Origin of the sequence: Xanthobacter sp. SG618 (genome assembly GCF_012932745.1) — a bacterium.
Classification (GTDB): domain Bacteria; phylum Pseudomonadota; class Alphaproteobacteria; order Rhizobiales; family Xanthobacteraceae; genus Xanthobacter; species Xanthobacter flavus.
This window is the reverse complement of the sequence record NZ_JABBHL010000008.1, coordinates 58,406-83,294: the sequence shown is the minus strand read 5'-3', so window position 1 is coordinate 83,294 and position 24,889 is coordinate 58,406. Positions and strand designations below refer to the sequence as shown.

Sequence of the window (24,889 nt, the reverse complement as noted above, 5' to 3'; positions counted from 1 at the left end):
TACCTTTCTGCTGGCCTGCAGTTCGTTTCTTGGACGATTTGTTTTGGACGCGTCAGATCGCGTCGAGGCCGGATTCGCCGGTCCGGATACGGATCGCCTCTTCGATGGACGACACGAAGATCTTCCCGTCTCCGATCCGCCCGGTCTGGGCCGCGCGGCGAATGGCATCGACGGCTCGATCTACCATATCGTCGGAGAGGACAACCTCGATTTTCACCTTCGGCAGGAAATCGACCACATATTCGGCACCGCGGTAGAGCTCGGTATGGCCCTTCTGGCGGCCGAATCCCTTGGCCTCCGTAACCGTAATGCCTTGCAGGCCGACGTCCTGAAGGGCTTCCTTCACCTCATCGAGCTTGAAGGGCTTGATGATTGCCTCGATCTTCTTCATCCGCTCCGTCTCCCTGACCCGATCCGCCGCCGCACGGTCGAGACGCCTTTTGTAAGCATGATATGTGCCATGCCTTGGGTCATTTGCCCATGCAGAAGACAAGCAAGTCGGGCCGGGCGCAATGCCTAGTTCTTGATCTGTGTGATGAATTATTGAGCTTACATGCCGGTTTTCAGTTCGCCGACATGAGCATGATCTGAGCATCTGAGGACGGGGGCATCGGTGCACGCACTGCTTAATCCGAATGAAATGGCGCGCGCGGACAAATTCGCCGTCGAAATGGGCACGCCGTCCATGACGCTGATGGACCGCGCCGGCACCGCCGTGGCGGATGCGGTCGCGCGCTACCCCTATCCCACGCGCATCCTCGTGCTTTGCGGTCCGGGCAATAACGGTGGCGACGGATTCGTCGCGGCGCGGGTGCTGGCGCAGCGGGGCTTCAAGGTGCGCCTCGCATTGCTGGGCGACAGGGACAAGCTGACCGGCGATGCCCGCCGCGCCGCCGCGCGCTGGCGCGGGGCGGTGGAGGAGCCGGCCGCCGTCGATCTCGATGAGGCGGGCGTGATCGTGGATGCCCTGTTCGGCGCCGGCCTCGCCCGTGACCTCGACGGCGCGGCGCGGGCGCTGGTAGAGCGCATGGCTCAGTCCGGCAAGCCCATCGTCGCCGTGGACCTGCCTTCGGGGCTGGACGGCGCCACCGGCAAGGTGCGCGGCGCGGCGGCGCAGGCCGTGGAGACGGTCACCTTCTTCCGGCGCAAGCCGGGGCACCTCCTGGAGCCGGGGCGCAGCCTGTGCGGCCGGGTGCGGGTCGCCGACATCGGCATTCCCGACGAGGCTCTGGACGCGATTCGCCCGCAGACGTTCGTCGACATGCCGGCCCTCTGGCGGGATGCCTTTCCCGTCCCTACCGCCGGCGGACACAAATATTCGCGGGGCCATGCGGTGGTGGTGAGTGGGCCGGCCTGGACCTCAGGCGCGGCCCGTCTCTCAGCCCGCGGCGCGCTGCGGGCCGGCGCCGGGCTCGTCACCATCGCCCTACCGCGGGAGGCCCTGCCGCTGCAGGCGGCCTCTTATGCCGCCATCATGCCGCGCCCGGTGGATGGGGCAGGGGAGCTGGTGGAGTTGCTGGCAGACCGACGCCTGAACACGGTGGTGCTCGGACCGGGTCTCGGCAGTGGAGCGGAAACCCGCTGCAAGATCGACGTGGCCGCCCCCGGCCGTCGTCTGGTGCTCGATGCCGACGCGCTGACCAGCTACGAGGGCGTGCCCTGGGCGCTCGCAGCAGTGGCGGCATCCAGCGCCGGCCTCATCGTCACCCCCCACGAGGGCGAATTCGCCCGCATGTTCCATGGCGACGGCGATGTTCTCGGGGCACCCTCCAAGCTCGCCCGCACCCGCGCCGCCGCGCGCAGGCTCGGGGCCGTCGTGGTGTTGAAGGGCGCGGACACGGTAATCGCCCATCCTGACGGACGTGCTGCCATCGCCGAGAATGCGCCGCCCTATCTCGCGACAGCCGGGGCAGGGGATGTGCTGGCAGGCATTGCCGGCGGCTTGCTGGCGCAGGGAATGCCGCCCTTCGAGGCGGCGTGCGCCGCCGTCTGGCTGCACGGAGAGGCCGCCCGGGAGGCCGGGCCGGGGCTTATCGCGGACGATCTGCCCGAGGCCCTGCGAGGGGTCTATAGCCGGCTATACACCGCACTCGAAAAAGCTTGACCTTCGAAAACGAATCAAAGTCGGCACCATCGTCTGGCGCGTAAGGTCGTCACACGCCAGAGCGCAGCGCATGCGCCCGGCGTCCGGGTGGTCCCGGCCGCATAGATCTCTGATTCGGCGGGAAAAACCGGTCAGGCCGTGACCTGATAGGTCGCCGAGGTGACGACCTCGCCATCACCGCCCCGCTGCGCCGTGACGCTCCACGTTCCGGTCGCCTGGGCCAGAAGGGCAACCCTTACTGTCGCTTTAGCCGGCACAGGAACTGTGTCGTGCCACCAGGGCTTCCAGCCATCGTCTAGGCCGTCGAGCAGCCGCACCGCGTGGCCGGCGACATGGACCGACACCGGAGCATCGAGGCTGTTGGCGAGGGTCAGGACCATTGCCTTGCCTGACTTCACGGTGCCGAGCGAAGCGGGCGCGCCGCTCTTCCCGCCGATGGGCAGCTCGACGCGAACGGCATCCTTCAACGGAATGTCAGCCGGCAAATCGTTTGGCGGGAGCGGCGCGGGCGGACCGGAGGGCAGGGGGCCTGCGGGGCCGACCGGCGTCACCACCGCCAGCCGGATCGGCTCCTGCGATGTCTCGATCTCGATGATGGTGGCATCCGCGTCGTCGATGGTCGCGGCGACGTCCACCCGCCCACCCGGCGGCATCTGGAGGCGGCCGTCCTTCAGTTCAAACGGCTGGGCGACCGGCTGCCCGTCGATGGCAATGGCGTAGGCGGCCGGGCCCTTAAGGCGCAGGCGGAGGAACAGGGGCGTGGCGTTCACGAGCCGCAGCCGGCTGCGGCCGCTGGCGGGGCCCTGAAAGGTCGGCGAGAACTCGCCGTTCACCGGGAAGATCGGCACCCCGCTCTCGGGGGGAAATGACTGGATGAACAGTAGGTTGTCGGAAGCGTAGGCCGGCGTGCCGGGCTCGGCCACGATGAGCGCGCCGGAGAGCGCGCGGCGGGCGAGAGCCGGGGACGTGGCGTGGTACCAGAAGGTGCCGGCATCCTTGGGCGTGAGCCGGATGAGCTTGTTCTGCCCGCCAGCGACGGCCGCGGAGGCGGACGCAGCCGCGTCGGCCGGCAGCCGTACGCCCTGCCACGTCAGGCCGACGCTCTCCTTGAGCGCATTGGCGAACTGGACCTGAAGTTCACTCCCCTTCGTCACCCGCAGCACGGGGCCCGGCAGAGAATCGTTGAAGAGCGCGAGGTTGCCCTGACCTGCGATGGCCGGCCGGGTGCCTTCCGCGGCCGTGAGCGAGACGGGGCCGGCGCCTTGGCCCTGCGCCAACGCCCAGTCCGGCAACAGGGCACCGGCAGCGCCGGTGAACGACAGGGCCGCAGCCCCCTTGAGAACGTTGCGACGAGAGGGAATCGACGGGCTCACGCGGCATCTCCTGGCGGGGTGGGTGGACCATGTTACGCGGCCGGAAAAAGGGCAAGCGGCTTTGCTCAAGCGTTCCCCAGCGCCGCTGCACGGACTGGTCCGTCGGCGCGGCACCTCCTTTGATCTCGTCTGCGAGCGGAGGCTTGGCGGCACACAATCTTCCGCCGGCCGGCCATACGCTCCGCCGGCTGCTCCTCGGGCGGGGATGCGGCGTCGTGCCGTGATGCAGGCGCGATGGGGAGCGCGCGGTCGCGGGCGCCATTTTCTTGCTGCGCGACCGCACGGGCATGATATAAGCCGCGACCCGAACGGCGCGTGCGGCCTCGTGCGCGAGCGGTGGAACTGTGCCCGGAGGCGTCGTGCGCTCAAGCGCTTCGGTGCCGTCCCCGTGCCCGGCGACACCTCGCAGGCATGACGGGCCTTTGGGCGCGACGGGCCTTTGGCGAGACGGGGCCGCGGGCGTGGCGGAACTGGTAGACGCGCGGGATTTAGGTTCCCGTGACGCAAGTCGTGGGGGTTCGAAACCCTCCGCCCGCACCAATGCCGCCGCAAGCCCGCGCGCCGGCCGCCGCAAGGTGGTCCGGTCGGGGCAGGTCCACCGTGCCGCGCGGCCTCCGGCGATTGCCGCGGGATGCCGGTGACAGCGCTGAATTCAAGTTAACGCGCCTGGCGCGATGAGGATGTGAAGGCAAGACGATGCAGGTGACTGAGACCGGGGCCGAGGGCCTCAAGCGCGCTTTCCGTGTGGTGGTGTCCGCCGCCGACCTCGACGCCCGGGCCGACGCCCGGCTCAACGAGCTCAAGGGCCAGGTGAAGCTGAACGGCTTCCGCCCCGGCAAGGTGCCCGTGGCCCATCTCAAGCGCGTCTACGGCAAGTCCGTGATGTCCGAGATCATCGAGCAGACCGTCAACGAGACCAACGGCAAGATCGTCGAGGAGCACGGCTTCAAGCTCGCGCTCCAGCCCCGGATCAAGGGTCCGGAAGAGGACCCGCAGTTCCAGACCCTGCTCGATGGCGGCAAGGATCTCGCCTACGACGTGGAGCTGGAGATCCTGCCGAAGATCGAGCTCGGCAACTTCAAGGACATCTCCGTCGAGAAGCCGGTGGTCGAAGTGACCGAGGCCGAGGTGGACGAGGCGGTGCAGCGCATCGCCGATGCCAACCGCCCCTTCGCCACCAAGGAAGGCCCGGCCGCCGAGGGTGACCGCGTCACCATCGACTTCACCGGCTATGTGGACGGCGAGAAGTTCCAGGGCGGCGAAGGCCAGGACATCGACGTCCTCATCGGCTCCAAGGGCTTCATCCCCGGCTTCGAGGAGCAGCTCGTCGGCGCTTCGGCGGGCGAGAACCGCACCCTCAACGTGAACTTCCCCGAGGCCTACGCGGCCAAGGAACTCGCCGGCAAGGCCGCGACCTTCGAAGTGACCGTCAAGTCCGTCGACGCGCCCGGCGCGATCGCGGTGGATGATGCCTTCGCCGCGACTCTCGGCCAGGAGAGTGTCGAGAAGCTCCGGGAGACCGTGAAGGCCCGCATCGCGCAGGAATATGCCGGCGCCGCCCGCCAGAAGGTGAAGCGCGCTCTGCTCGACGGCCTCGACGCGACCCACAAGTTCGACGTGCCGGAAGGCCTCGTGGAGCAGGAATTCTACGGCGTGTGGAGCCGGGTGAACGAGGATCTCGCCGCCCAGGGCCGCACCTTCGTCGATGAAGGCACCACCGAGGAAGAGGCTCGCCAGGACTACCGCCGCATCGCCGAGCGCCGCGTGCGCCTCGGCCTGGTGCTTGCGGAAATCGGGGAGCGCAACAATATCCAGGTTTCCGACGACGAGGTGACGCGCGCGGTGGTCGAACGGGCCCGCCAGTTCCCCGGCCAGGAGCAGCAGGTGTGGGACTATTACCGCCGCACCCCCGAGGCTCTGGCGTCCGTGCGCGCCCCCCTGTTCGAGGAGAAGGTCGTCGACTTCCTCCTGGAGCTTGCCAACGTGACCGAGAAGACGGTCACCAAGGAAGAGCTCTTCAAGGATGACGAGGACGAGAAGGCGGCCTGAGGCTCGGGTCGCGATCCGTCCTGCGACGAATTCGCGCGGCACGCCGGCAGCGGCGTGCCTTTACCCGCGCCCTCCCTATGCGCCCCTGGGGGTTTTAAGATGCGTGATCCTGTTGATACTTACATGAATTACCTGATCCCCATGGTGGTCGAGCAGACCAACCGTGGCGAGCGGTCCTACGACATCTTTTCCCGCCTCCTGAAGGAGCGCATCCTTTTCCTCACCGGCCCGGTCGAGGACGGCATGGCCACTCTTGCGGTGGCGCAGCTGCTGTTCCTCGAGGCGGACAACCCGAAGAAGGAAATCTCGATGTACATCAACTCCCCCGGGGGAGTGGTGACGTCGGGCCTCGCCATCTACGACACCATGCAGTTCATCAAGCCGGCGGTGTCGACGCTCTGCATCGGCCAGGCGGCCTCCATGGGCTCGCTGCTGCTGACCGCGGGCGAGAAGGGGATGCGATTCGCGCTGCCGAACGCCCGAATCATGGTCCATCAGCCGTCCGGCGGCTTCCAGGGCCAGGTGACGGACATCATGCTCCACGCCCAGGAAATCCTCAGCCTCAAGAAGCGGCTGAATGAAATCTACGTGAAGCATACCGGCCAGTCCTTCGAGGCCATCGAGAACGCCCTCGAGCGCGACAACTTCATGACGTCGGAAGCCGCCAAGGAGTTCGGGCTCATTGATTCCGTGATCGACAAGCGCCCGACCGACGAGGCCGTGAAGGCCGCCTGAGGTCGAGCACAAGCTTGGCCGCAAGCGCGGACGGGGCGATTGCGATAGTTGGGCAACACGCCCGGCGTTCACGCATTGCCCCACTTGCGTGCGGTGCAAGATCGCGCTTGCATGTCGTTAAGCCGGCATCGGATGCCGCGTAGTCGGCCCCCGCCTGATGGTGGGGGCCTTCGCGTTTCAGGGCCATGAACCGTCGGGGCCCGGACTTCGTAATAAGTTCCGGGTTCAGACTTGCGAAAGGTCGTGGGCAGACGATCGGCGGACGGCGCGACCTTCAGGTCGGCGGCGGCGCGTCCCTTGGTCTGGGGAATGTCGCCAGCCTGCCTTGATCGCGTCGCCTCAGGGTGGTTGGCTTTTGGCGAGTTGATCACCACATTCGGGCTTGGCGAGGTTTTTGCTTCGTACAAGCCCCATATGAGGCCCTGACGAGACGGCCGGTCATATGTCCGGTTCGTGAGGGCGTTAGGAGACGTGAGATGAGCAAGACCGGCGGCAGCGACAGCAAGAACACGCTTTATTGCTCGTTCTGCGGCAAAAGCCAGCATGAGGTCAGGAAGCTCATCGCCGGACCCACCGTGTTCATCTGCGACGAATGCGTCGAGTTGTGCATGGACATCATCCGGGAAGAGTCGAAGTCCTCTCTGGTGAAGTCGCGGGATGGCATCCCGACCCCGAAGGAGATACGCAAGGTCCTCGATGACTATGTCATCGGCCAGGACCACGCGAAGAAGGTCCTCTCCGTGGCGGTGCACAACCACTACAAGCGTCTCAACCACGCCACCAAGCATGGCGACGTGGAACTCGCGAAGTCCAACATCCTGCTGATCGGGCCTACCGGCTCGGGCAAGACGCTGCTCGCGCAGACGCTGGCGCGCATCCTCGATGTGCCGTTCACCATGGCCGATGCCACCACGCTGACCGAAGCCGGTTACGTGGGCGAGGACGTGGAGAACATCATCCTCAAGCTGCTCCAGGCTGCCGACTACAATGTCGAGCGGGCGCAGCGCGGCATCGTCTACATCGACGAGATCGACAAGATCAGTCGCAAATCCGACAATCCGTCCATCACCCGCGATGTCTCGGGCGAGGGCGTGCAGCAGGCCCTGCTGAAGATCATGGAAGGCACGGTCGCGTCCGTTCCTCCGCAGGGCGGCCGCAAGCATCCCCAGCAGGAATTCCTGCAGGTGGACACCACCAACATCCTCTTCATCTGCGGCGGCGCCTTCGCCGGCCTCGACAAGATCATCTCGTCCCGTTCCAAGGGCTCAACCTCCATCGGCTTCCAGGCCAAGGTGGCGCCGCCCGAGGATCGTCGTCCCGGTGAGGTGTTCCGCGAGGTCGAGCCCGAGGATCTGCTGAAGTACGGCCTCATCCCCGAGTTCATCGGCCGCCTGCCTGTGCTGGCGACGCTGGGTGACCTCGACGAGGAGGCGCTGAAGAAGATCCTCTCCGAGCCGAAGAACGCGCTGGTCAAGCAGTACCAGCGGCTGTTCGAGATGGAGAGCGTGGACCTCACCATCCACGAGGAGGCCCTCGGCGCTATCGCCCGCAAGGCGATCGAGCGCAAGACCGGCGCCCGTGGCCTTCGGTCCATCATGGAAGGCATCCTGCTGGACACCATGTTCGATCTCCCCGGTCTCGAAGGGGTCGAGGAAGTGGTGATCAGCCGGGAAGTCGTCGAGCAGAATGCGCGCCCGCTCTACATCTACGCCGATCGCGTCGGCGACGCAGGCGCCAGTGCGTGACGTGTCGGGCCCCGCGCCTCTCCCCAGACCTCGCGGTTTCGGGAGAGGGCGGGACACGACCGAAGTTCAGCCGGCCCGGATCCGTTCCGGCCGGCGGATGGTCCCGGTTCGGGTCAGGGCCCGGGGCATGAGGCGGGAGATGACGACCGGGGCCGACGCGCCGGTTCGCCCTCTTCTCGGGGGGCTCGCCCGCAGGGGACGATCCTCCAAAGAGGTCAATGGTGTGCCCTTGAAACGGGCAGGTTGCGTGTCCATCTACTTTTCGAAAGTTCCGGTCTCGGGGGTCGGACCTCGTGCCTCCTGCGGCGCAAGCCGCTTCAGCATTGAAAATCCACGCCCGTCTCCGGCCGCGTGCACGCGCGGCAACGCAGTTCTGCGCCCAAATCCAGCGCGTGCACTTCTTGAAAGGATTGCGTCATGACGAGCCAGAAGCCGCGCCCGCCGCTCGTTGCCGGAGTGTCCCAGACCTTCCCGGTCCTCCCGCTTCGCGACATCGTGGTGTTTCCCCACATGATCGTCCCCCTGTTCGTGGGCCGCGAAAAGTCCATTCGCGCTCTCGAAGAGGTCATGCGCGGCGATACCTACATCCTGCTCGCCACCCAGGAGAATGCGTCGGATGACGATCCGGCCCCCGAGGCCATTTTCTCGGTGGGCACGCTCGCGACCGTGCTGCAGCTGCTGAAGCTGCCCGACGGCACCGTGAAGGTGCTGGTCGAGGGCGTCAGCCGCGCCCAGGTGACCCGCTATACCGAACGGACCGACCTCTACGAGGCCGAGGCCATCACGCTCAATGACGAGGTCGGCGACCGCGTCGAGGGCGAGGCGCTCGCGCGCTCGGTGGTCACCGAGTTCGAGAATTATGTGAAGCTCAACAAGAAGGTGTCGCCCGAGGTGGTCGGCGTCGTCAGCCAGATCGACGACCACTCCAAGCTCGCCGACACCGTCGCCTCGCATCTCGCGGTGAAGATCCCCGAGAAGCAGGGCGTGCTCGAGACCCTGAAGGTTCCCGATCGCCTCGAGAAGGTGCTCGGCCTGATGGAGAGCGAGATCTCCGTGCTCCAGGTGGAGAAGCGCATCCGGACCCGCGTGAAGCGGCAGATGGAGAAGACCCAGCGCGAGTACTACCTGAACGAGCAGATGAAGGCGATCCAGAAGGAGCTGGGCGACGAGGACGGCAAGGACGACCTGCAGGAGCTGGAGGACCGCATCAAGCGGACCAAGCTCACCAAGGAAGCCCGCGAGAAGGCGACGCACGAGCTGAAGAAGCTCCGCCAGATGTCGCCCATGTCGGCCGAAGCCACCGTCGTGCGCAACTATCTGGACTGGCTGCTCTCCATCCCGTGGGGCGTGAAGAGCAAGGTCAAGAAGGATCTGAACTACGCCCAGGAGATCCTCGACAGCGATCACTACGGCCTCGACAAGGTCAAGGAGCGCATCGTCGAGTACCTGGCGGTCCAGAGCCGCGCCAACAAGCTCACCGGGCCCATCCTGTGCCTCGTCGGCCCTCCCGGCGTCGGCAAGACCTCGCTTGGCAAGTCCATCGCCAAGGCGACGGGCCGTGAGTTCGTGCGCGTGGCCCTCGGCGGCGTGCGCGACGAGGCGGAGATCCGTGGTCACCGGCGGACCTATATCGGCTCCATGCCGGGCAAGATCATCCAGTCGATGCGGAAGGCGAAGAAGGCCAACCCCCTCTTCCTGCTGGACGAGATCGACAAGATGGGCGCCGATTTCCGCGGCGATCCGTCCTCGGCCCTGCTCGAGGTTCTCGACCCCGAGCAGAACCACACCTTCAACGACCACTATCTTGAGGTGGATTACGACCTCTCGAACGTCATGTTCGTGACCACGGCGAACACGCTGAACATCCCGCCGGCCCTTCTGGACCGCATGGAGGTGATCCGCATCGCCGGCTACACGGAAGACGAGAAGGTGGAGATCGCGCGCAAGCACCTGATCCCCAACTCGCTCCAGAAGCACGGCATGACCGAGAAGGAGTGGACCATCGACAACGAGGCCCTGCTCACCCTCATTCGCCGCTACACGCGGGAAGCGGGCGTGCGCAACCTCGAGCGTGAGATCTCCACCCTCGCCCGCAAGGCGGTGAAGGAGCTCATGCTGTCCAAGAAGAAGTCGGTGAAGGTCACGGGCAAGAACCTTGAGGACTTCATCGGCGCGCCGCGCTTCCGCTACGGCGAGGTGGAGAGCGAGGACCAGGTGGGTGTCGTCACGGGCCTCGCCTGGACCGAGGTGGGCGGCGAGCTGCTGACCATCGAAGGCCTCATGATGCCCGGCAAGGGCAAGATGACGGTCACGGGCAACCTGCGCGACGTGATGAAGGAGAGCATCTCCGCGGCGGCGTCCTACGTCCGCTCGCGGGCGGTGGACTTCGGCATCGAGCCGCCTCTGTTCGAGCGGCGCGACATCCACGTCCACGTTCCCGAGGGGGCGACCCCGAAGGACGGCCCGTCGGCCGGCGTCGCGATGGCCACCGCCATCGTGTCGGTCATCACCGGCATCCCCGTCCGTCGCGACGTGGCGATGACCGGCGAGATCACCCTGCGCGGCCGGGTGCTGCCCATCGGCGGTCTCAAGGAAAAGCTCCTTGCGGCCCTGCGTGGCGGCATCAAGAAGGTGCTGATCCCCGAGGAGAACGCCAAGGATCTGGCGGATATCCCGGCCAACGTGAAGAACGCGCTGGAGATCGTGCCGGTGTCGCGCATGGACGAGGTGCTGGCCAACGCGCTGGTTCGCCCGCCCGAGCCCATCACCTGGGAAGAGCGTCCGGTGAACAACCCGCCGGTCGCTGACGAGGACAATGCGGGCGTGGTCGCCCACTGACGCGAAAAAACAGGCCGGATTGTCCGCAACCCGGCCTGTTTCAACAGTTTCTGAACAATTTTCGAGGGCGTGTCGCCGCCATCCCCGGACCTTCGGGGCGTGCGGGGCGCGCCCTCAGTCTTTTCAATGGCTTAGAGGCGCGGCCGACGCAGCGCCGCGCCTCGCCTGCACCCCTGCTCTTCGCAAGCGCACAGCGCAAAATCGTGCATTGGTGCGGGTTTGGCGCCAATCGCGCTTGCAAAAGCCTTATTTTCCGTGATGCTCGCGCCGTTCGTCGGGGCTCGCCCTGCACGATTCGCGTTCTGACAACGGAAGGAAAGGTCAGATGACCACCAAGAACGAACTGATCGCCGCCGTGGCCGAAGAGGCAAAGCTGACGAAGACCGCTGCGGCTGCGGCTGTGGACGCGACCTTCGACATCATCGCCAAGGCGCTCAAGGATGGCGAGGAAGTCAAGCTGATCGGTTTCGGCAGCTTCTCCGTGGTGACGCGCGCTGCCCGTGAAGGCCGCAACCCGCGCACCGGCAAGCCGGTGAAGATCAAGGCTTCCAAGGCGCCGAAGTTCACCCCCGGCAAGGGTCTCAAGGAAGCCGTCAACGACTGATCCGGCCCTCGGCCCGGGCGCGCGCTGCGCCGGCCGTACTGCCGCTGCATGTGCCTCTCCGGATCGATGTCCGGAGGGCTATCCGGACGCTCCCGGCCCGGCCGTACCGGGCGGAGCGTCCCCGATCCGGCGAGCCCCAGCCTCGCGGATCGAAGGCGCACAAGTCGCGTCCGCGCTGCGCGAGATCCGGCCATCGTGCCGACGTTTCCCAAAGCCGTTTTTCTGAAGGTCTTCGGCGGACGGGGGCGCGCGCGCCATGCCGGCGCGCAGCCGCTGTCCACGCTCCAGCCGCATCCCCACCCTTGCCGCTGCGGCCCGGGCGGACTATAGCGCCGGAAGGTCCTGCGACGTCCGGGCGGTTAGCTCAGTTGGTAGAGCATCTCGTTTACACCGAGAGGGTCGGCGGTTCGAGCCCGTCACCGCCCACCATGTCCGGCTCCTTACTCTCCCTCACTTCGGCATCCGCGATTCCGCCCCCGCGCGTGTGGGCCGCTCCCGCCTCCGCGCGCCCCGCGAATCCCCCCATCCACAGCTCAGAACACGCAGCGCCGGCAGCGCCGCAAAGCGTTGCCAACGCACAATCTTAGGCGGGCTGTGGACAACTTCCCGGCAAAAAATGCGCGGCTTGCTTGACTTGGGCGGAGGGGTGCCGTACCACGCCGCTCTCCTCGGCGGTCGGCAAGACCTGCCGCCGGTTCGGGGGTGTAGCTCAGTTGGTTAGAGCGCCGGCCTGTCACGCCGGAGGTCGCGGGTTCGAGCCCCGTCACTCCCGCCATTCATCACCCTGAGATGACTTGGCTATTCGCGCCGCGCCAGATGCGCTTGGGGCATTCTCCTCTTCGAATTCACACCGGCTAGATGGCTTCAGACCGGCGCCTTGCTACGGCTTGTGCTCGGCCTGCGCGGCACGCGGCCTGACCTTCTTCAAACTGGCTTAGATCAGCGGGCTGATGGCCCTCGAAGGGCGCCCCTAAGGCCGGGGATGCATTCCCATGGCGCCCTGGATGGGCAGTCCGCACCCCGCCATCGCCTACGACGGCTCCAGAGCCTCTGATAATGCCGCGGAGCGTCCAAGATGCTCCTTCGGCGACGTCAGGCTCTCTCGACCCTTCCAGGGCGATTTGAGAGGCGTCGGGGCGGCGGCCCATCGTGTCGTGCGGCCGCTGCGCATCTGTATGGAATGAACCAAGCCGCCGCCTTCATGCCGAAGGACGGCTTGGTCCTTTCCTGCCATTTGGCCGGAACGGCTCCCCTCTGTTGCGTTTTGGCGGAGAGGCGGACGTCGTTGGTGGTGGCGTCCATTGCGGTCCAATTGCCGAAGCCTCTGGGCCACAAAGCCGGTCCTTGGGTGGAGGCCGGGAGCGGAGACCGCTGGAGCGCTTGGCTGGCCTCGGTGACACCCGGGTCCGCACGCCGGGGGAAGGCCCTCCCCATCGGCGCTGGAGGTGCCGCCGCCGCTCTGGGACGCGCGCAATCGGTCACGGCCGCGCAGCATCTCCTAACCGTCGTTTAGAGCGAGCGCGCGCCACTGGCCGCCGCCCTCGCTTGCGACGCTCAAAGCCAAACTCTCACGGAGCAGGCTTTTGAAGAGACGGGGTAGGGGTGGCCAAAAGCAGCCCCGCGCGGGGCTATCGCGGCGAGGCGTCGCCGAGATAGCCATGCCCCTTCGCCAGCACTACCAGCGCGACCGCCGTACCGGCGTGGCGGATTTCCACCGTTCCCAGCGATTCGACACTCTGGAAGCGCCGGCGCATGGCGTTCATCTGGGCGTTGGAGCCGGCGGCGTCGAGCACGAGCATCGCATCGGCGCCTTTGCGGCCGTGCTGGATGTCGCTCATGAGGAAGCCGCGGCAATCGTCCCCCATGCAGGCAACCGGCCAGGAGGGGCCGAGGGCATAGCCCACCTTTCCGCCCATGTGCCAAACGGGCGTCACCACGAAGGCATAGGGGCCGGGTGTCAGGCCCTGGCGCCGGATCGCGGCGTCGAGGTCGCTCCAGGTCGCGAGTTCACGCAGCGGGTCGCCCCCGGTGGCTGAGAATGCCGTACCGAGGGACGGAACCAGGGAGACCGTGGCGATCACCGCCACGCCCGCTGCGGTGAAGCCGGCGGACCAGACCGTCCAGCCCCGGATCGCGCCATTGGCTGCCCAGCGCCGCGCGGTGGCGCGGCCGAGCAGGGGGAAGAGCATGAGATAGCCCGGCGCGGCCCAGTGGAAGAAGGGCTTGGCTCCCGACCAGGCCGCCACCACCGGGAACACCAGCACCGGCCCGGCCGCGAGGCATATGAGCAGGAGCGCGCGCGGGTTGATGGGCCGGGCCCTGAGCGCGCGCACGGCCGCCGCCACGAGGCCGACCCAGATCCAGGGCGTCAGGAACAGGGCGATGCCGCCCACCACCATCAGCGCCATCAACGGGTGGAAGCCCGCCGCCGACGCCCGCGCGCTCTGGAAGGCGAGGGAGGCGAAGCCGTTGCCGACGTTCCAGGCAATGACCGGCAAGAACAGGACGAGCGCGACCACGCCGCCGGCATAGGGCCACACCGTACCGAGCCATTTGCGCTGTCGCGGGCACAGCAGCAGGAACAGGAAGGTGCCGGCGAACAGGAACACGCCGTGATACTTGGAGAGCAGCGCCAGCCCGCCGAAGGCACCGGCCAGCAGCCACAGGGCTGGATGGGCCCGCTCGTCGAACAGGACGTGCGCGACCACCAGCGTTCCCGCGAGCAGGAAGGCGATGAGCGGTCCGTCCGGCAGCACCCAGGTGGCGCTGGTGAGGCCCAGCACGGGCGCGCAGGCCATCAGCAGCGCCGCCCACACCCCGGCCCAGCGGCCAAAGAGCCGGGCCGTGAGCAGATACATGAGCAGGGTCGAGAGGGTGGAGAGCAGCAGGAACGGCGCACGCACTGCGAGCGGCGCCTCCGAGCCGAAGAGGACGGCGGAATAGTGCGCCAGCCACCAGGCCATGGGCGGATGGTCGAAATAGCTCAGCGCGGGGATGCGGCTGGTGACGACGGTGTAGGATTCGTCATTGCCGAGGCCGGTGGTGGCCGCGAACAGGAGACGCACGGCCAGCGCGAAAACGAGCACCGCGGCAAGGGCCGAGGCGGGCGAAATCCGCTCCTGCAGCGTCCTGAGGCCTGCAGGTCGGTCGCCGACGCCAGGCCGCGCGAGACCTGGCGTGGAAACGCTCACTTGGACGGTCCCCAGACGAACAGGGAGGTCATGGCGAAGTTCCAGACCGCGCCGATGATGGAGCCGGCAACGCCCGCGAGCCACCAGCGCCATCCGCCCTCGAACACCCAGCTGGCGACGCCCACATTGGCCACCGCGCCGGCACCGCAGATGAGGTAGAACTTGAGCAAAGCCGGGAGCATGGCGAGGCCGCTCACCCGCCGGTCGCGATAGGTGAAGACGTTGTTCATGGCGAAGTTCGACGTCATGGCGCCGATGGTCGCGATGGACTGGGCCACCGCGAAGCCGAGCCCGACGAGCAGCCCGCCCTTCAGCATCAGCAGGTGCAGCACCAGCCCCGCGCCGCCCACCGCCGAGAACCAGACGAAACGGGGCGAGATGGCGCCGCCGCTGACCTTGAAGATCAGGAGGGTCAGGAAGTCGAGCATCGTGCGGCTGTCGAGCTTGCTGTCACCCTCGTCGCGGGCGGCGAAGGCCATGGGCACTTCCACGATCCGCATCGGTTCCTTGCTTGCTGTCATGATGTCCAGGAGGATCTTGAAGCCGTTCGGCGAGAGGGAGGGCGCGAGGCGTTCCACCAGCGCACGGCGGATGAGGAAGCAGCCGCTCATGGGGTCGGACGTCTTGATGCCGAGAATGCGGCGCGCCATGCCGGTGGCCGTGCGGCTCATGGCGCCGCGGCGGCGGTTCAGCCCCTCGGCGCTGCCGCCATCCACATAGCGGCTGGCAACCACGAGGTCGGCATCGGGGGACCGATCGAGCATGGTCCTGAGCACGTTCACATCGTGCTGGAGATCGCCGTCGATGACAGCGACGAGCGGTGCCTGGGCGGCCAACATCCCCTCGATGCAGGCGCCGGCGAGGCCGCGCCGGCCGATCCTGCGGATGCAGCGCACGCGGGGATCCCGCTCGCCGATCTGCCGCACGGTGTCCGCCGTTCCGTCAGGCGAATCGTCATCGACGAAGATGACCTCGTAGGGGACACCCTTGAGCGCGCCGTCGATGCCGACGAGCATGCGCTCCACATTGCCGCGCTCGTTGAAGGTGGGGACGATGACGGACAGGCGCGGCACCGCGGGCAGCACGCCGGCGGCCGCATCGGATTCGGGCTCGGCGCTGCTCTGCCGGACGATACCGGGGCCGCGGGAAGACGGGGAACCGAAGGGAGCAGGCGCGGAATCCGGCATTCTTTGTGCGTTATCCTGCGGCCTTGCGAAACGACGGGTCGAAGGTACGGTCGCGCTGGGGACAGCCTGCGCAGGTCCTCCCGGGAACGTGGAGGAGAGTGCCGCGAGCCTCCCCCATGTCGAATGTCACTACCTATCCGGCCTTGGGCCAGCTTACGGATGTCAGGCAGCCCCTCCCGTAAGCGATGGGGGCACGCACCGCAAGCCTCCCCTCGTACGGCAATGACACTAGGAAGCCAAGCTTACAGCCGGCTTACGGCTTTGAGGCGCGATCCGCCGCAGTCTTTCCCGGGAACGTCGGGGGCGGCTCCCGGCTACCCCCGGGCGCGCAGCTCGCGGCGGAGAATCTTGCCGGTGGCGGTCATGGGCAGGGTGTCGGTGAAGGCGACGTGGCGGGGATATTCGTGGGCCGAAAGCCGGGTCTTCACGAAGTCCTGGATGTCCTTCGCCAGCGCCTCGGAGGGGGCGACGCCCGGCTTGGGCACGATCCAGGCCTTCACCGCCTCTGTGCGAAGCGCATCCGGCACGCCCACCACTGCCACAAGCGCCACCGCGGGGTGCTTGAGGATGCAGTCCTCGATCTCGCCGGGGCCGATGCGGTAGCCGGCTGAGGTAATCACGTCATCGGCGCGGCCGACATACCAGAGATAGCCCTCCTCATCCTGCCGGCCCATGTCGCCGGTGAGGAGGAAGGCGCCGGCATATTTGTGCGCGGTGGCCTCGGGATTTTTCCAGTATTCCAGCATCATCACTGGATCGCCGCGGCGGATGCCGATATTGCCCTCCGTGCCGCGGGGAAGCTCGACGCCCGCGTCGTCCACGATGCGCACGTCATGGCCGGGGATGGCCTTGCCCATGGAGCCGGGGCGGATGGGGAAGAAGCTGGAGTTGGAGCCGACCACGAGATTACACTCGGTCTGGCCGTAGATTTCCCGCGCCTCGACTCCGAGGCGCTCCTGCACGAACGCGCCCAGCTCCGCCCCCAGCGTCTCGCCCCCGGTGAGGAGGGAGCGCAGTTTCAGGCCGGCATGCTTCACATCCGCTTGCCGCAGCAGCTTCAGCGCGGTGGGCGGCAGGAAGACGTTGCGCACATGGTGGTCTGCCATGAGGGCCATGGCGGCGTCGGGATCGAACTTCTTCGCCCGGTGGGCGAGCACCGGCACGCCGAAATAGAGCGAGGGGAAGAGCACGTCGAACAGCCCGCCGATCCACGCCCAGTCGGCCGGGGTCCAGTGCAGGTCGCCGGGCTGCGGCATGTATTGGTGGACGAACTCGATGCAGGGCAGGTGCCCCAGCAGCACCCGGTGGCCGTGTAGCGCCCCCTTCGGGTTTCCGGTGGTGCCGGAGGTGAAGATGATGATGCCGGGATCGTCCGGCCCCGTATCCACCGGCGTGAAGCGGTCCGAGCCCTGCGCCAGCGCCGCGTCGAAGGAGAGGGCGCCGCCCGCGTCCGGGCCGATGACGAAGACGTGGGCGAGGTCCGGCAGGTGGTCCCTCACGCGCATCAGCTTGGCGAGGCCGCCGAGGTCCGTCACCAGCACCTTGGCGCCCGAGGCGGCGAGGCGGAATTCCAGCGCCTCGTCGCCGAACAGGGTGAAGAGCGGCACGGAGATCATCCCCGCCTTGAAGGCGGCGATGTGGGCGATGGCCGTCTCCGGCGCCTGCGGCAGGAACACCGCCACCCGGTCGCCGGGCACGAGGCCTTTGGCGACCAGCACGTTGGCGAAGCGGTTGGTGAGGGCTTTCAGCTCGTCGAAGCTGTAGGAGCGGACGGCGCCCGTCTCCTCCACGAAGATCAGCGCCGGCTTGCCCGAGCCGTCCGCATGGGCATCGGCGCAGGCGACGCCCATGTTGAAGCGCGCCGGCACCTGCCAGGAAAAGGCGCGCAGCAGCCCCGCATAATCATCGGCCGGAACGAGCATCGTCACCTCCCTCGGCGCCGCTCTGCCGGCGGCTGCTCTGCAAGGAAACGATCGAACGTTTTTTTCCGGGGGAGGTCAAGAGAGCGGCCCGTGGGGAGACGTCCCCACGGGGGCTGCGGCAGTCCGCTTGGTCAGTAATAGGACGCGATGGCGTCCACCTCGGCCTTGGAGCCGAACACCAGCGGGATGCGCTGGTGTATGTGGTGGGGGGTGATGTCGAGGATGCGCGTCGTGCCGTCGGTGGCGCCGCCCTTGGCCTGCTCCACGAGGAAGGCGAGGGGGAAGGCCTCGTAGATCAGGCGCAGGCGGCCGTTATCGTAGCCCTTGCGCTTGTCGCGCGGGTAAACGTAGACGCCGCCGCGGGTGAAGATGCGGAAGGCGTCGGCCACCATGGAGCCGACCCAGCGCATGTTGAAGTCCTTGCCCCGCGGGCCTTCCTTGCCGGCGAGGCAATCGGCGAGATAGCGCTGCATGGGCGCGTCCCAGTGCCGGACGTTGGACTGGTTGATCCCGTATTCCTTGGTCTCGGCGGGGATTTCCACATCGCTGCGGGCCAGCAGGAACTCGCCGGTGCGGCGGTCGTGCACGAATACCTGCGTGCCTTCGCCGAAGGTGGCGACGAGGATGGTCGCCGGGCCATAGGCGAGGAAACCGGCAGCGACCTGCGCCGAGCCCGGCCGCATCACCGCGTCCTCGGGCTTGGCGAACGCCGCGGCGTCATAGGGCATGATGGAATAGATGGTGCCCACGGACACGTTGGTGTCGATGTTGGACGAGCCGTCCAGCGGGTCCACCGCCACCACGAGGCGACCTTCGGGATTGAGCGGGATCAGCTCCTCGCTCTCCTCGGAGGCGAGAAAGGCGGTGGGGGTCGGCAGGAGCTTCTCGCGGATCAGCTCCTCGGCCACCACGTCCAGCTCCTTCTGGGCGTCGCCGCCGGCATTGGGATCGATGCCACGGATATTGGCGAGCCCTTCTTCCAGCGGGCCGCGGGCCACGAGGTCGGCAATGCCGAGCCCGGCTTCGGCAATGGCGGTCACGGTGGCGGCCACAGCCTGTCGAGAGGCGTCGCTCCCTGCCCAGTCCGCGAGATAGGTCTTGAGGCTCACCGCAACGCTCACCTTGTGCTCTCCTTCGATCCGGCGGCTGAGCCGACGGCAGTCCGATCGGGTTTCGTCTTGCCCCGCGTCAGCGGGTGCGGACGATCTCTATACCGACATCGCCAAACACGCCGGTGACAGGCGCGCCCGGCTTGTGCACCACCACGCGCACCTGCTCGACCATCTCGAAATGGTCCAGGAGGCGGGTGGAAATGCGCTCCGCCAGCGTCTCGATGAGGTGGACGGGATCATCCGCCACCACCGCCGCGACCTGCTCATAAATGCCCTGGTAGGACACCGTCAGGGCCGCATCGTCCGCCCAGGCGGCGGGGCGGGTATCGAGCCAGCAGTCCACATCGATGATGAAGCGCTGACCCAGCTCCCGCTCCGCGTCGTACACGCCGTGACGCGCATAGAAGGGCAGTTGCCGCAGGAACAGCCGGTCGGTGTTGTGGGGGCGGGCGCGCGGCGCGGAGCTCGCGTCGGGCTGGGTGTCCGCAAGGGCGGTGGGATCGTCGGAGGTCATCTCATCCTCGCGAGGAGGCGTCGCCACGGGCGCACCCCCTGCCTCAAACTCGCTGCCTTCCTATTGGTTTCGCCGGCTGCTTTCAACGGATCTTCACCTCGACCGGAGTCGGACGCGGCAGCCGCGGCATGGAGGGCGGCACGCCCTCGCGGATGAGTTCGGGCACGAAGGCGAGCGGATTGACGCCGAGCGCGGCGTGCAATCCGGCGTAGGACGCGGTGACGCGGGGGTTCACCTCCGCCACCACCGGGCCTTCGGGCGTCAGGATCACGTCGATGCAGACGATGCCGGAGAGGCCGGGAATGGCTTCCGCGACCCGTCGCGCCGTCTCGGCGAGGCGTCCGTCCTCATCCGCGATGCCGCCCACCTGCACGCCCTCGAAGGCGAATACGCCCACAAGGTGGCTGATGCTGAGACGGTTCGCCGCGAGCAGCGTCACCCCGTCCGGCCGCACCAGCACGCTGAGGCTGGCGAGGTTGCCGTTGAGGAAGGGCTGGACGACGAGTCCGCCGGACCGGGGCAGGGCGGCCCTGTTCGGCCAGGCGCGGGCGGCCGACCAGCCCGTGCCTTCCTCAGGCCGCGTCACCAGATCGCCATCGATCCCGGAGGGCAGCGCGTCGATCGGATAGGTCGGCACGTGCGGAATGCCATACTCGGCGAGGCGGCGGGCCAGAGCCATCCGGCTCGAGGTGAGGATGATGGCCTCGCTGGAGCTGGCGAGCGTGCGGGCCCCGCCCTCGCGCATCAGCCGGGCGAGACGGGCCAGAAGCCCACCGGCCTCGGGGGCGATGGGCCACACCACGTCGGCGTCCTGGGCGAGGCCGGACCAGGTGATCCACGGGTCTGCGCCCTTGCGCACCGGCACCGCCTCCTCGTTGGGCGGCGGCAGGCGGTCGTCATAGGCCAGCACCACGTTGATGCCGACAAGCTCCTGGAGATCGGTGACGATGGCGTCGCGGATCAGGCGACCCTCCGCCAGCGCCGCCTCCGGCAGGGGCTTGTCGCGCATGCCACCGGATGTCACGTACTCGCAGATGAAGACGCGCATGGGGCTCCTCTCGCACAAGCTCAGCCGGACCTCGATATGCAGCTTATCCCCGTCGTTGACCTGAAGGGAGGGGTGGTCGTGCGTGCCCACAGGGGCGAGCGCGAGGCCTATCGCCCCATTGTCACGCCGCTTTCGCCCACCGCAACGCCCTGCGACGTGGTGGCGGGGCTGTTGTCGCTCGCCCCGTTCCGTACCGTCTATGTGGCTGATATCGATGCGATAACTGGCGTCGGCGGCAATGACGCGGCGCTGCGCGACCTCCGCCGCACCTTCCCCGGCCTCGCGCTTTGGGTGGATGCCGGGGAGGGGGATCCGGCGCGCATCGCCGCACGCGCCAAATCCGGACCCGGTATTCCCATCGTGGGCACGGAAAGCCTCGGCGAGGCCGACGTGGAGGCCGCGCTCGCGGTGGGCGGTGTGATTCTCTCTCTTGACCACGATGCCGCGGGGCCGCGCGGTCCGGGGCGTGCGCACCGCGACGCACGCCTGTGGCCTGCGCGCGTGATCGTCATGACGCTCGCCCGTGTCGGCAGCGGCGAGGGGCCGGACATGGATGCCCTGGAGCGCACCGGCCGGCTGGCCAGGGGGCAGGGGGCGGCGCCCGCGCTCTACGCTGCCGGTGGCGTGCGCGGGCCCGACGATCTCGAAGCGCTCGCCCGGGCGGGAATCGCCGGCGCGCTGGTGGCAAGCGCCCTGCACGACGGGCGGATCGATCCCGAAACCGCGCGCCGGTGGGCCTGACGTAAGGGTAGGCTTCCACGGCTGTAGATGTGCGTCACGCCCCCGGTCTGAGCGTGGTTCACTGTAACCTTCTCGCCACACTGGAAAATGGAGGTGCCGCAAGGGTGCCCCGTGTCATGGAACTGTAGCATCGCACCCCTAGGCAGGGCCGAGCTTCTCGATCCTCGCGCCCGGAATTGCCCTCCATGATGATCCGTCTGCCGCTGCTTCAGTCGTCCGCCAGCCGCTTCGTCCTGGCTCTCGTCTGCTCCGGCTCCGCCATGCCCGCCCTTGCCGGATCGTTCACCGTGCCGCCGGCCACCGGGCAGCAGACCGTCTCCGGCAGCGACACCGGCACCATCGATACCGGCGCAACGCTGAACACCGGCTCCTCCGCCTCCATCGTTTGGAACGGCAACGCCACGACCTCTCCCGGTGTGGTCATCACCAATTCCGGCACCATCACCTCCACCAACCGGACGATTGACACCACGGGTGCCTTCACCGGCAGCTTTACGCTAAACAACAAGGTGGGCGGCAAGGTCACCTCCAAGGACGACGCGTTCCGCATCAACGGTCCGCTCGCCAACGGCACGGTGATCGTCAACAACGACGGCACGATCAGCTCGCAGACCGGGCAGGCGCTGGACTTCGACAAGGCGACCTCGGCGACCGCCACCGTCACCATCGGCAACACCGGCACCATCTCCTCGGCCGGCTCGGATGCCATCCGCCTCGGCGGCGGCACCATCGGCATCACCAATTCCGGGACGATCGAGACCACCTCGTCCGGCAAGCGCGCCATCAAGTTCGACACCGCATCGAACTTCGACACGCTGAAGAGCCTCACCATCACCAACGAGGCGGGCGGCGTCATCACCGGCACGGATGATGCCATCAAGATCTCGTCCAAGACCACCAGCACCGCCGCGCCGGTGATCTCCATCACCAATGCGGGGACGATCCAGTCGAAGTCGGGCGGGCAGGGCATCGACCTCGGCGACATCTATTCCACCAACGCCACCATCACGATCACCAACGAGAAGACCGGCCTCATCACCGCCGCCGACAATGACGGCATCCAGGGCACCAACGGCGTCACCATCAACAATTACGGGACCATCTCGTCCTATTACGCTGCGGGCACCGCGGACACGCAGAACAATTCCGCCGTCAAGGTGAGCGGCGACGATCAGGGGCAGGCGATCACCCTCAAGGTGAACAACTATGCCGGCGCCCTCATCTCCGGCGCCTATCACGGCATCAAGGCCACCGGCTCGGACGACAACCTGATCGTCACCAACAACGGCACCATCGAGGGCCGCAACGGCTCGGGCGTGAACTCGAACGGCACGGGCACGCTGACCAATTACGGCACGATCTCCGGCACCTTCGATCCGGCCGCGAGCTTCGGCGATGGCGACGGCGTGGACTTCGACCATGCCGGCACGGTCCTGAACTACGGCACCATCGAGGGCCTCGGCTCCAAGGGCATCAAGCCGGGCGAGACTACGCCCAGCACCTCAGAGGGCATCGCCATCGGCGGCGGCGTGATCACCAATGGCGACGCCGCCCACACCTCGGCCCTGATCTCCGGCGCCAACAACGGCATCCTGGTCGACGACAGCAATAGCGGCGATGCCTACGCCGCCATGAGCATCGCCAATTACGGCACCATCCAGGGCCTCGATGGCTACGGCATCCGTTATGTGAATTCGGGCGTCGATCCCACCAAGTCGCTGACCGTCACCAATTACGGCACCATCTCCGGCACCACCTATGCGGTGCAGATGGGCAACGGCAACGACCTGTTCGTCGTCGGCGCGGGCAGCAAGGTGGTCGGGATCGTCGATGCGCAGGGCGGCTACGATACGCTTTCGCTCAAGACCACGAGTGGGGCGCTCGACTTCGATCTCGGCCAAGTGGGGAACGCCGCGACCTATCGCCATTTCGAGGAAGTGGTCACCGACGGGTCGGTCTATCTCTCCGGCACCAGCACCTTCTCCGGCACCTTGAACATGGGCAAGAGCGGGAGCTTCGGTCTTAATGACCTCTATGCCCCCGACGCCCACTTCAAAAGCGAGGCAGGCTCCACCGGGCCGCGCGGAATCTGGGGCCATGGCACCATTGGCAGCCTCGATGCGGTGGACATCATCATCGACCCGTCAACCGGCCCGTCGAACGCGATGGGCACCATCGCCGTGAAGGGCGATGTTTCCCTGACCGACACCAGTTACTGGGCCAACATCAATCCCGATGGCTCCTCCGACTTGATCAAGGTCGATGGAAAGACGACCCTCAACGGGGCGGACAACCGGGTCTTCGTCGCCGGTCAACTGGAGTGGGGCGCGCGCTACACCCTCCTGTCGTCCGCAGGCGGGATCAGCGGCACGTTCGGAACGCTCAACACCTACGGACCCGCGTATCTCTTCATCGCTCCGGAACTGAGCTACGACGCGACCCACGTCTATCTGGAGCTCGAACGCAACGGCATCGCCTTCGCCACCTACGCCGCCACCCCGAACCAGCGTTCGGTGGCCGGCGCGCTGGAGCGCGCGGGCATCGGGTCGACCAAGACGTCCGCCCTCTACACCGCGTTCGTCACCCAGTCGCTGGGCGACAGCCCCAGTCTCGCCCTCTCCCAGCTCTCTGGTGATCTCTACGCCACCCTGCCCGGGCAGATGGCCACCGAGAACATGATGGTCAACGACCTCATCCTCGGCCGTCTGCGGCAGGCGGGCTACACCGCCGCCAAGGGCGCGGAAGCCGCGCTCGGGGCCGGCGGTCCGGCCCGCGCCTATGCCGATTCGGCGACGCCGGGCGCGCAGGCCTTCAAGGCCATCAAGGCGCCCGAGCCGGGTCCGGTGTGGACCACCTGGGCGCAGGGCTACGGCCAGTGGCTCTCCACCTCGTCCAACGGCAATGCCGCGGCCGCCGACACCAATCTCGGCGGCTTGCTGATCGGCGCGGACGTCTCCGCCAGCAACTGGGTGCTGGGCCTTGCCGCCGGCTACTCCTCCGCCTCCACCAGCGCCGATGCGGCTTCCGCGAACACCGAGACCTGGCGCATCGCCGCCTATGGTGGGGCCACCTTCGACGCGATCAAGCTCCGCGCCGGCGCCAGCTACGGCTGGAGCAGCATCGACCAGACCCGCTTCGTCGCCCTCACCGGCGAAAGCCCGAAGGCGAGCTATAACGGCACCGCCGGCAACCTCTTCGCCGAGGCCGGCTACACCTTCGCGTTCAGCGGCGTGGCGCTGGAACCCTTCGCCGGCATCGGCTGGACCAGCGTGGACCTCGGCAGCTTCATCGAGAACAACGCGCCCATCGCCGGCCTCGCCTCCACCGGCTCTTCCTTCGACACCGCCTATTCCACCCTCGGCTTGCGCATCGCCACCAGCTTCAGCGCCTCGGGCGTCGTCGTGACGCCCCATGCCTCAGCCGGCTGGCGGCACGCCTTCGGCGACGTGACGCCGCAGACGGTGCTGAGCTTCATCAACACCGGCACCGCCTTCGGCATCGATGGCCTCGCCATCGCCGAGGATAGCATCGTCGGCTCGGTGGGTGTCGACTTCGCCTTCAGCACGGGCGCTACCTTCTCGCTGGCCTATGAGGGCATGGCGGGGGATGGCACCAGCTACAACGCCGGCAAGGCGACGCTGGCGGTGAAGTTCTGAGAGGTCCGGGCCGCGCGCAGGGCTGAGCGCCCGGCATCGTGCGCCCGTCTCCTCGCGGGGACTGACAACG

The 24,889-nt window shown here is 67.3% G+C and carries 16 protein-coding genes and 3 tRNA genes; 11 read left to right on the top strand and 8 right to left on the bottom strand.

Translation table 11 applies throughout. The features are described 5' to 3' along the window. Positions 1-52: 52 nt before the first annotated feature. On the bottom strand, positions 53-391 hold the full coding sequence (locus tag FHT36_RS19760) for a P-II family nitrogen regulator (RefSeq protein WP_012115561.1): 339 nt from the start codon (positions 389-391) through the stop codon (positions 53-55). Positions 392-613: 222 nt separating this feature from the next. Between FHT36_RS19760 and FHT36_RS19755 the strand changes: the two genes are divergently transcribed. Further along, positions 614-2,104, top strand: coding sequence for an NAD(P)H-hydrate dehydratase (locus FHT36_RS19755; protein WP_348644525.1), 1,491 nt, complete (start codon positions 614-616; stop codon positions 2,102-2,104). 131 nt (positions 2,105-2,235) lie between these two features. On the opposite strand, the gene FHT36_RS19750 is transcribed toward FHT36_RS19755, so the two are convergent. After that, the gene (locus FHT36_RS19750) at positions 2,236-3,477 is read right to left on the bottom strand and encodes a multicopper oxidase family protein (protein WP_169124194.1); all 1,242 of its coding nucleotides are present in this window, start codon (positions 3,475-3,477) and stop codon (positions 2,236-2,238) included. Positions 3,478-3,932: 455 nt separating this feature from the next. Between FHT36_RS19750 and FHT36_RS19745 the strand changes: the two genes are divergently transcribed. From FHT36_RS19745 to FHT36_RS19710, 8 genes are all read left to right on the top strand, one after another. Continuing rightward, positions 3,933-4,017 (top strand) — tRNA-Leu (locus FHT36_RS19745). Positions 4,018-4,173: 156 nt separating this feature from the next. Next, on the top strand, positions 4,174-5,526 hold the full coding sequence (gene tig, locus FHT36_RS19740) for a trigger factor (RefSeq protein ID WP_169124193.1): 1,353 nt from the start codon (positions 4,174-4,176) through the stop codon (positions 5,524-5,526). Between the two features lie 99 nt (positions 5,527-5,625). Further along, entirely contained in the window at positions 5,626-6,261 is a 636-nt protein-coding gene (clpP, locus tag FHT36_RS19735) for an ATP-dependent Clp endopeptidase proteolytic subunit ClpP (RefSeq protein ID WP_169124192.1), read from the top strand. Between the two features lie 476 nt (positions 6,262-6,737). Next, on the top strand, positions 6,738-8,006 hold the full coding sequence (gene clpX / locus FHT36_RS19730; RefSeq protein ID WP_024278720.1) for an ATP-dependent Clp protease ATP-binding subunit ClpX: 1,269 nt from the start codon (positions 6,738-6,740) through the stop codon (positions 8,004-8,006). A gap of 417 nt (positions 8,007-8,423) precedes the next feature. Continuing rightward, entirely contained in the window at positions 8,424-10,844 is a 2,421-nt protein-coding gene (gene lon, locus FHT36_RS19725; protein ID WP_169124191.1) for an endopeptidase La, read from the top strand. Between the two features lie 325 nt (positions 10,845-11,169). Further along, positions 11,170-11,448: an HU family DNA-binding protein gene (locus FHT36_RS19720; protein WP_024278722.1), complete on the top strand. Its 279-nt coding sequence runs from the start codon at positions 11,170-11,172 to the stop codon at positions 11,446-11,448. A 353-nt stretch (positions 11,449-11,801) separates the two neighbouring features. Further along, positions 11,802-11,877, top strand: a tRNA-Val gene (locus FHT36_RS19715). 269 nt (positions 11,878-12,146) lie between these two features. Continuing rightward, a tRNA-Asp gene (locus tag FHT36_RS19710) sits at positions 12,147-12,223 on the top strand. An 853-nt stretch (positions 12,224-13,076) separates the two neighbouring features. On the opposite strand, the gene FHT36_RS19705 is transcribed toward FHT36_RS19710, so the two are convergent. The 6 genes from FHT36_RS19705 to FHT36_RS19680 all read right to left on the bottom strand — a co-directional run bounded on the left by FHT36_RS19705 (position 13,077) and on the right by FHT36_RS19680 (position 20,422). Continuing rightward, positions 13,077-14,639: a glycosyltransferase family 39 protein gene (locus tag FHT36_RS19705; RefSeq protein ID WP_169124190.1), complete on the bottom strand. Its 1,563-nt coding sequence runs from the start codon at positions 14,637-14,639 to the stop codon at positions 13,077-13,079. Then, positions 14,636-15,826, bottom strand: a complete 1,191-nt coding sequence (locus tag FHT36_RS19700; protein ID WP_169124189.1) for a glycosyltransferase family 2 protein — start codon at positions 15,824-15,826, stop codon at positions 14,636-14,638. Before FHT36_RS19700 ends, FHT36_RS19705 begins: the two co-directional genes overlap by 4 nt. Positions 15,827-16,140: 314 nt before the next feature. After that, positions 16,141-17,748, bottom strand: a complete 1,608-nt coding sequence (locus FHT36_RS19695) for an acyl-CoA synthetase (protein ID WP_169124188.1) — start codon at positions 17,746-17,748, stop codon at positions 16,141-16,143. A gap of 131 nt (positions 17,749-17,879) precedes the next feature. Next, complete coding sequence (locus tag FHT36_RS19690) at positions 17,880-18,869, bottom strand: class 1 fructose-bisphosphatase (protein WP_169124187.1); 990 nt, start codon at positions 18,867-18,869, stop codon at positions 17,880-17,882. A 67-nt stretch (positions 18,870-18,936) separates the two neighbouring features. Beyond that, positions 18,937-19,401: a dihydroneopterin aldolase gene (folB, locus tag FHT36_RS19685; RefSeq protein WP_348644522.1), complete on the bottom strand. Its 465-nt coding sequence runs from the start codon at positions 19,399-19,401 to the stop codon at positions 18,937-18,939. A gap of 55 nt (positions 19,402-19,456) precedes the next feature. Continuing rightward, positions 19,457-20,422 (bottom strand): ATP-grasp domain-containing protein, encoded by a 966-nt coding sequence (locus FHT36_RS19680; RefSeq protein ID WP_169124186.1) that lies wholly within the window; start codon positions 20,420-20,422, stop codon positions 19,457-19,459. 36 nt (positions 20,423-20,458) lie between these two features. Between FHT36_RS19680 and FHT36_RS19675 the strand changes: the two genes are divergently transcribed. Together FHT36_RS19675 and FHT36_RS19670 are read left to right on the top strand one after the other, a co-directional pair. Continuing rightward, positions 20,459-21,163: a HisA/HisF-related TIM barrel protein gene (locus tag FHT36_RS19675; RefSeq protein WP_169124185.1), complete on the top strand. Its 705-nt coding sequence runs from the start codon at positions 20,459-20,461 to the stop codon at positions 21,161-21,163. Positions 21,164-21,348: 185 nt separating this feature from the next. Next, positions 21,349-24,819, top strand: coding sequence for an autotransporter domain-containing protein (locus tag FHT36_RS19670; protein ID WP_169124184.1), 3,471 nt, complete (start codon positions 21,349-21,351; stop codon positions 24,817-24,819). Positions 24,820-24,889 lie beyond the last annotated feature (70 nt).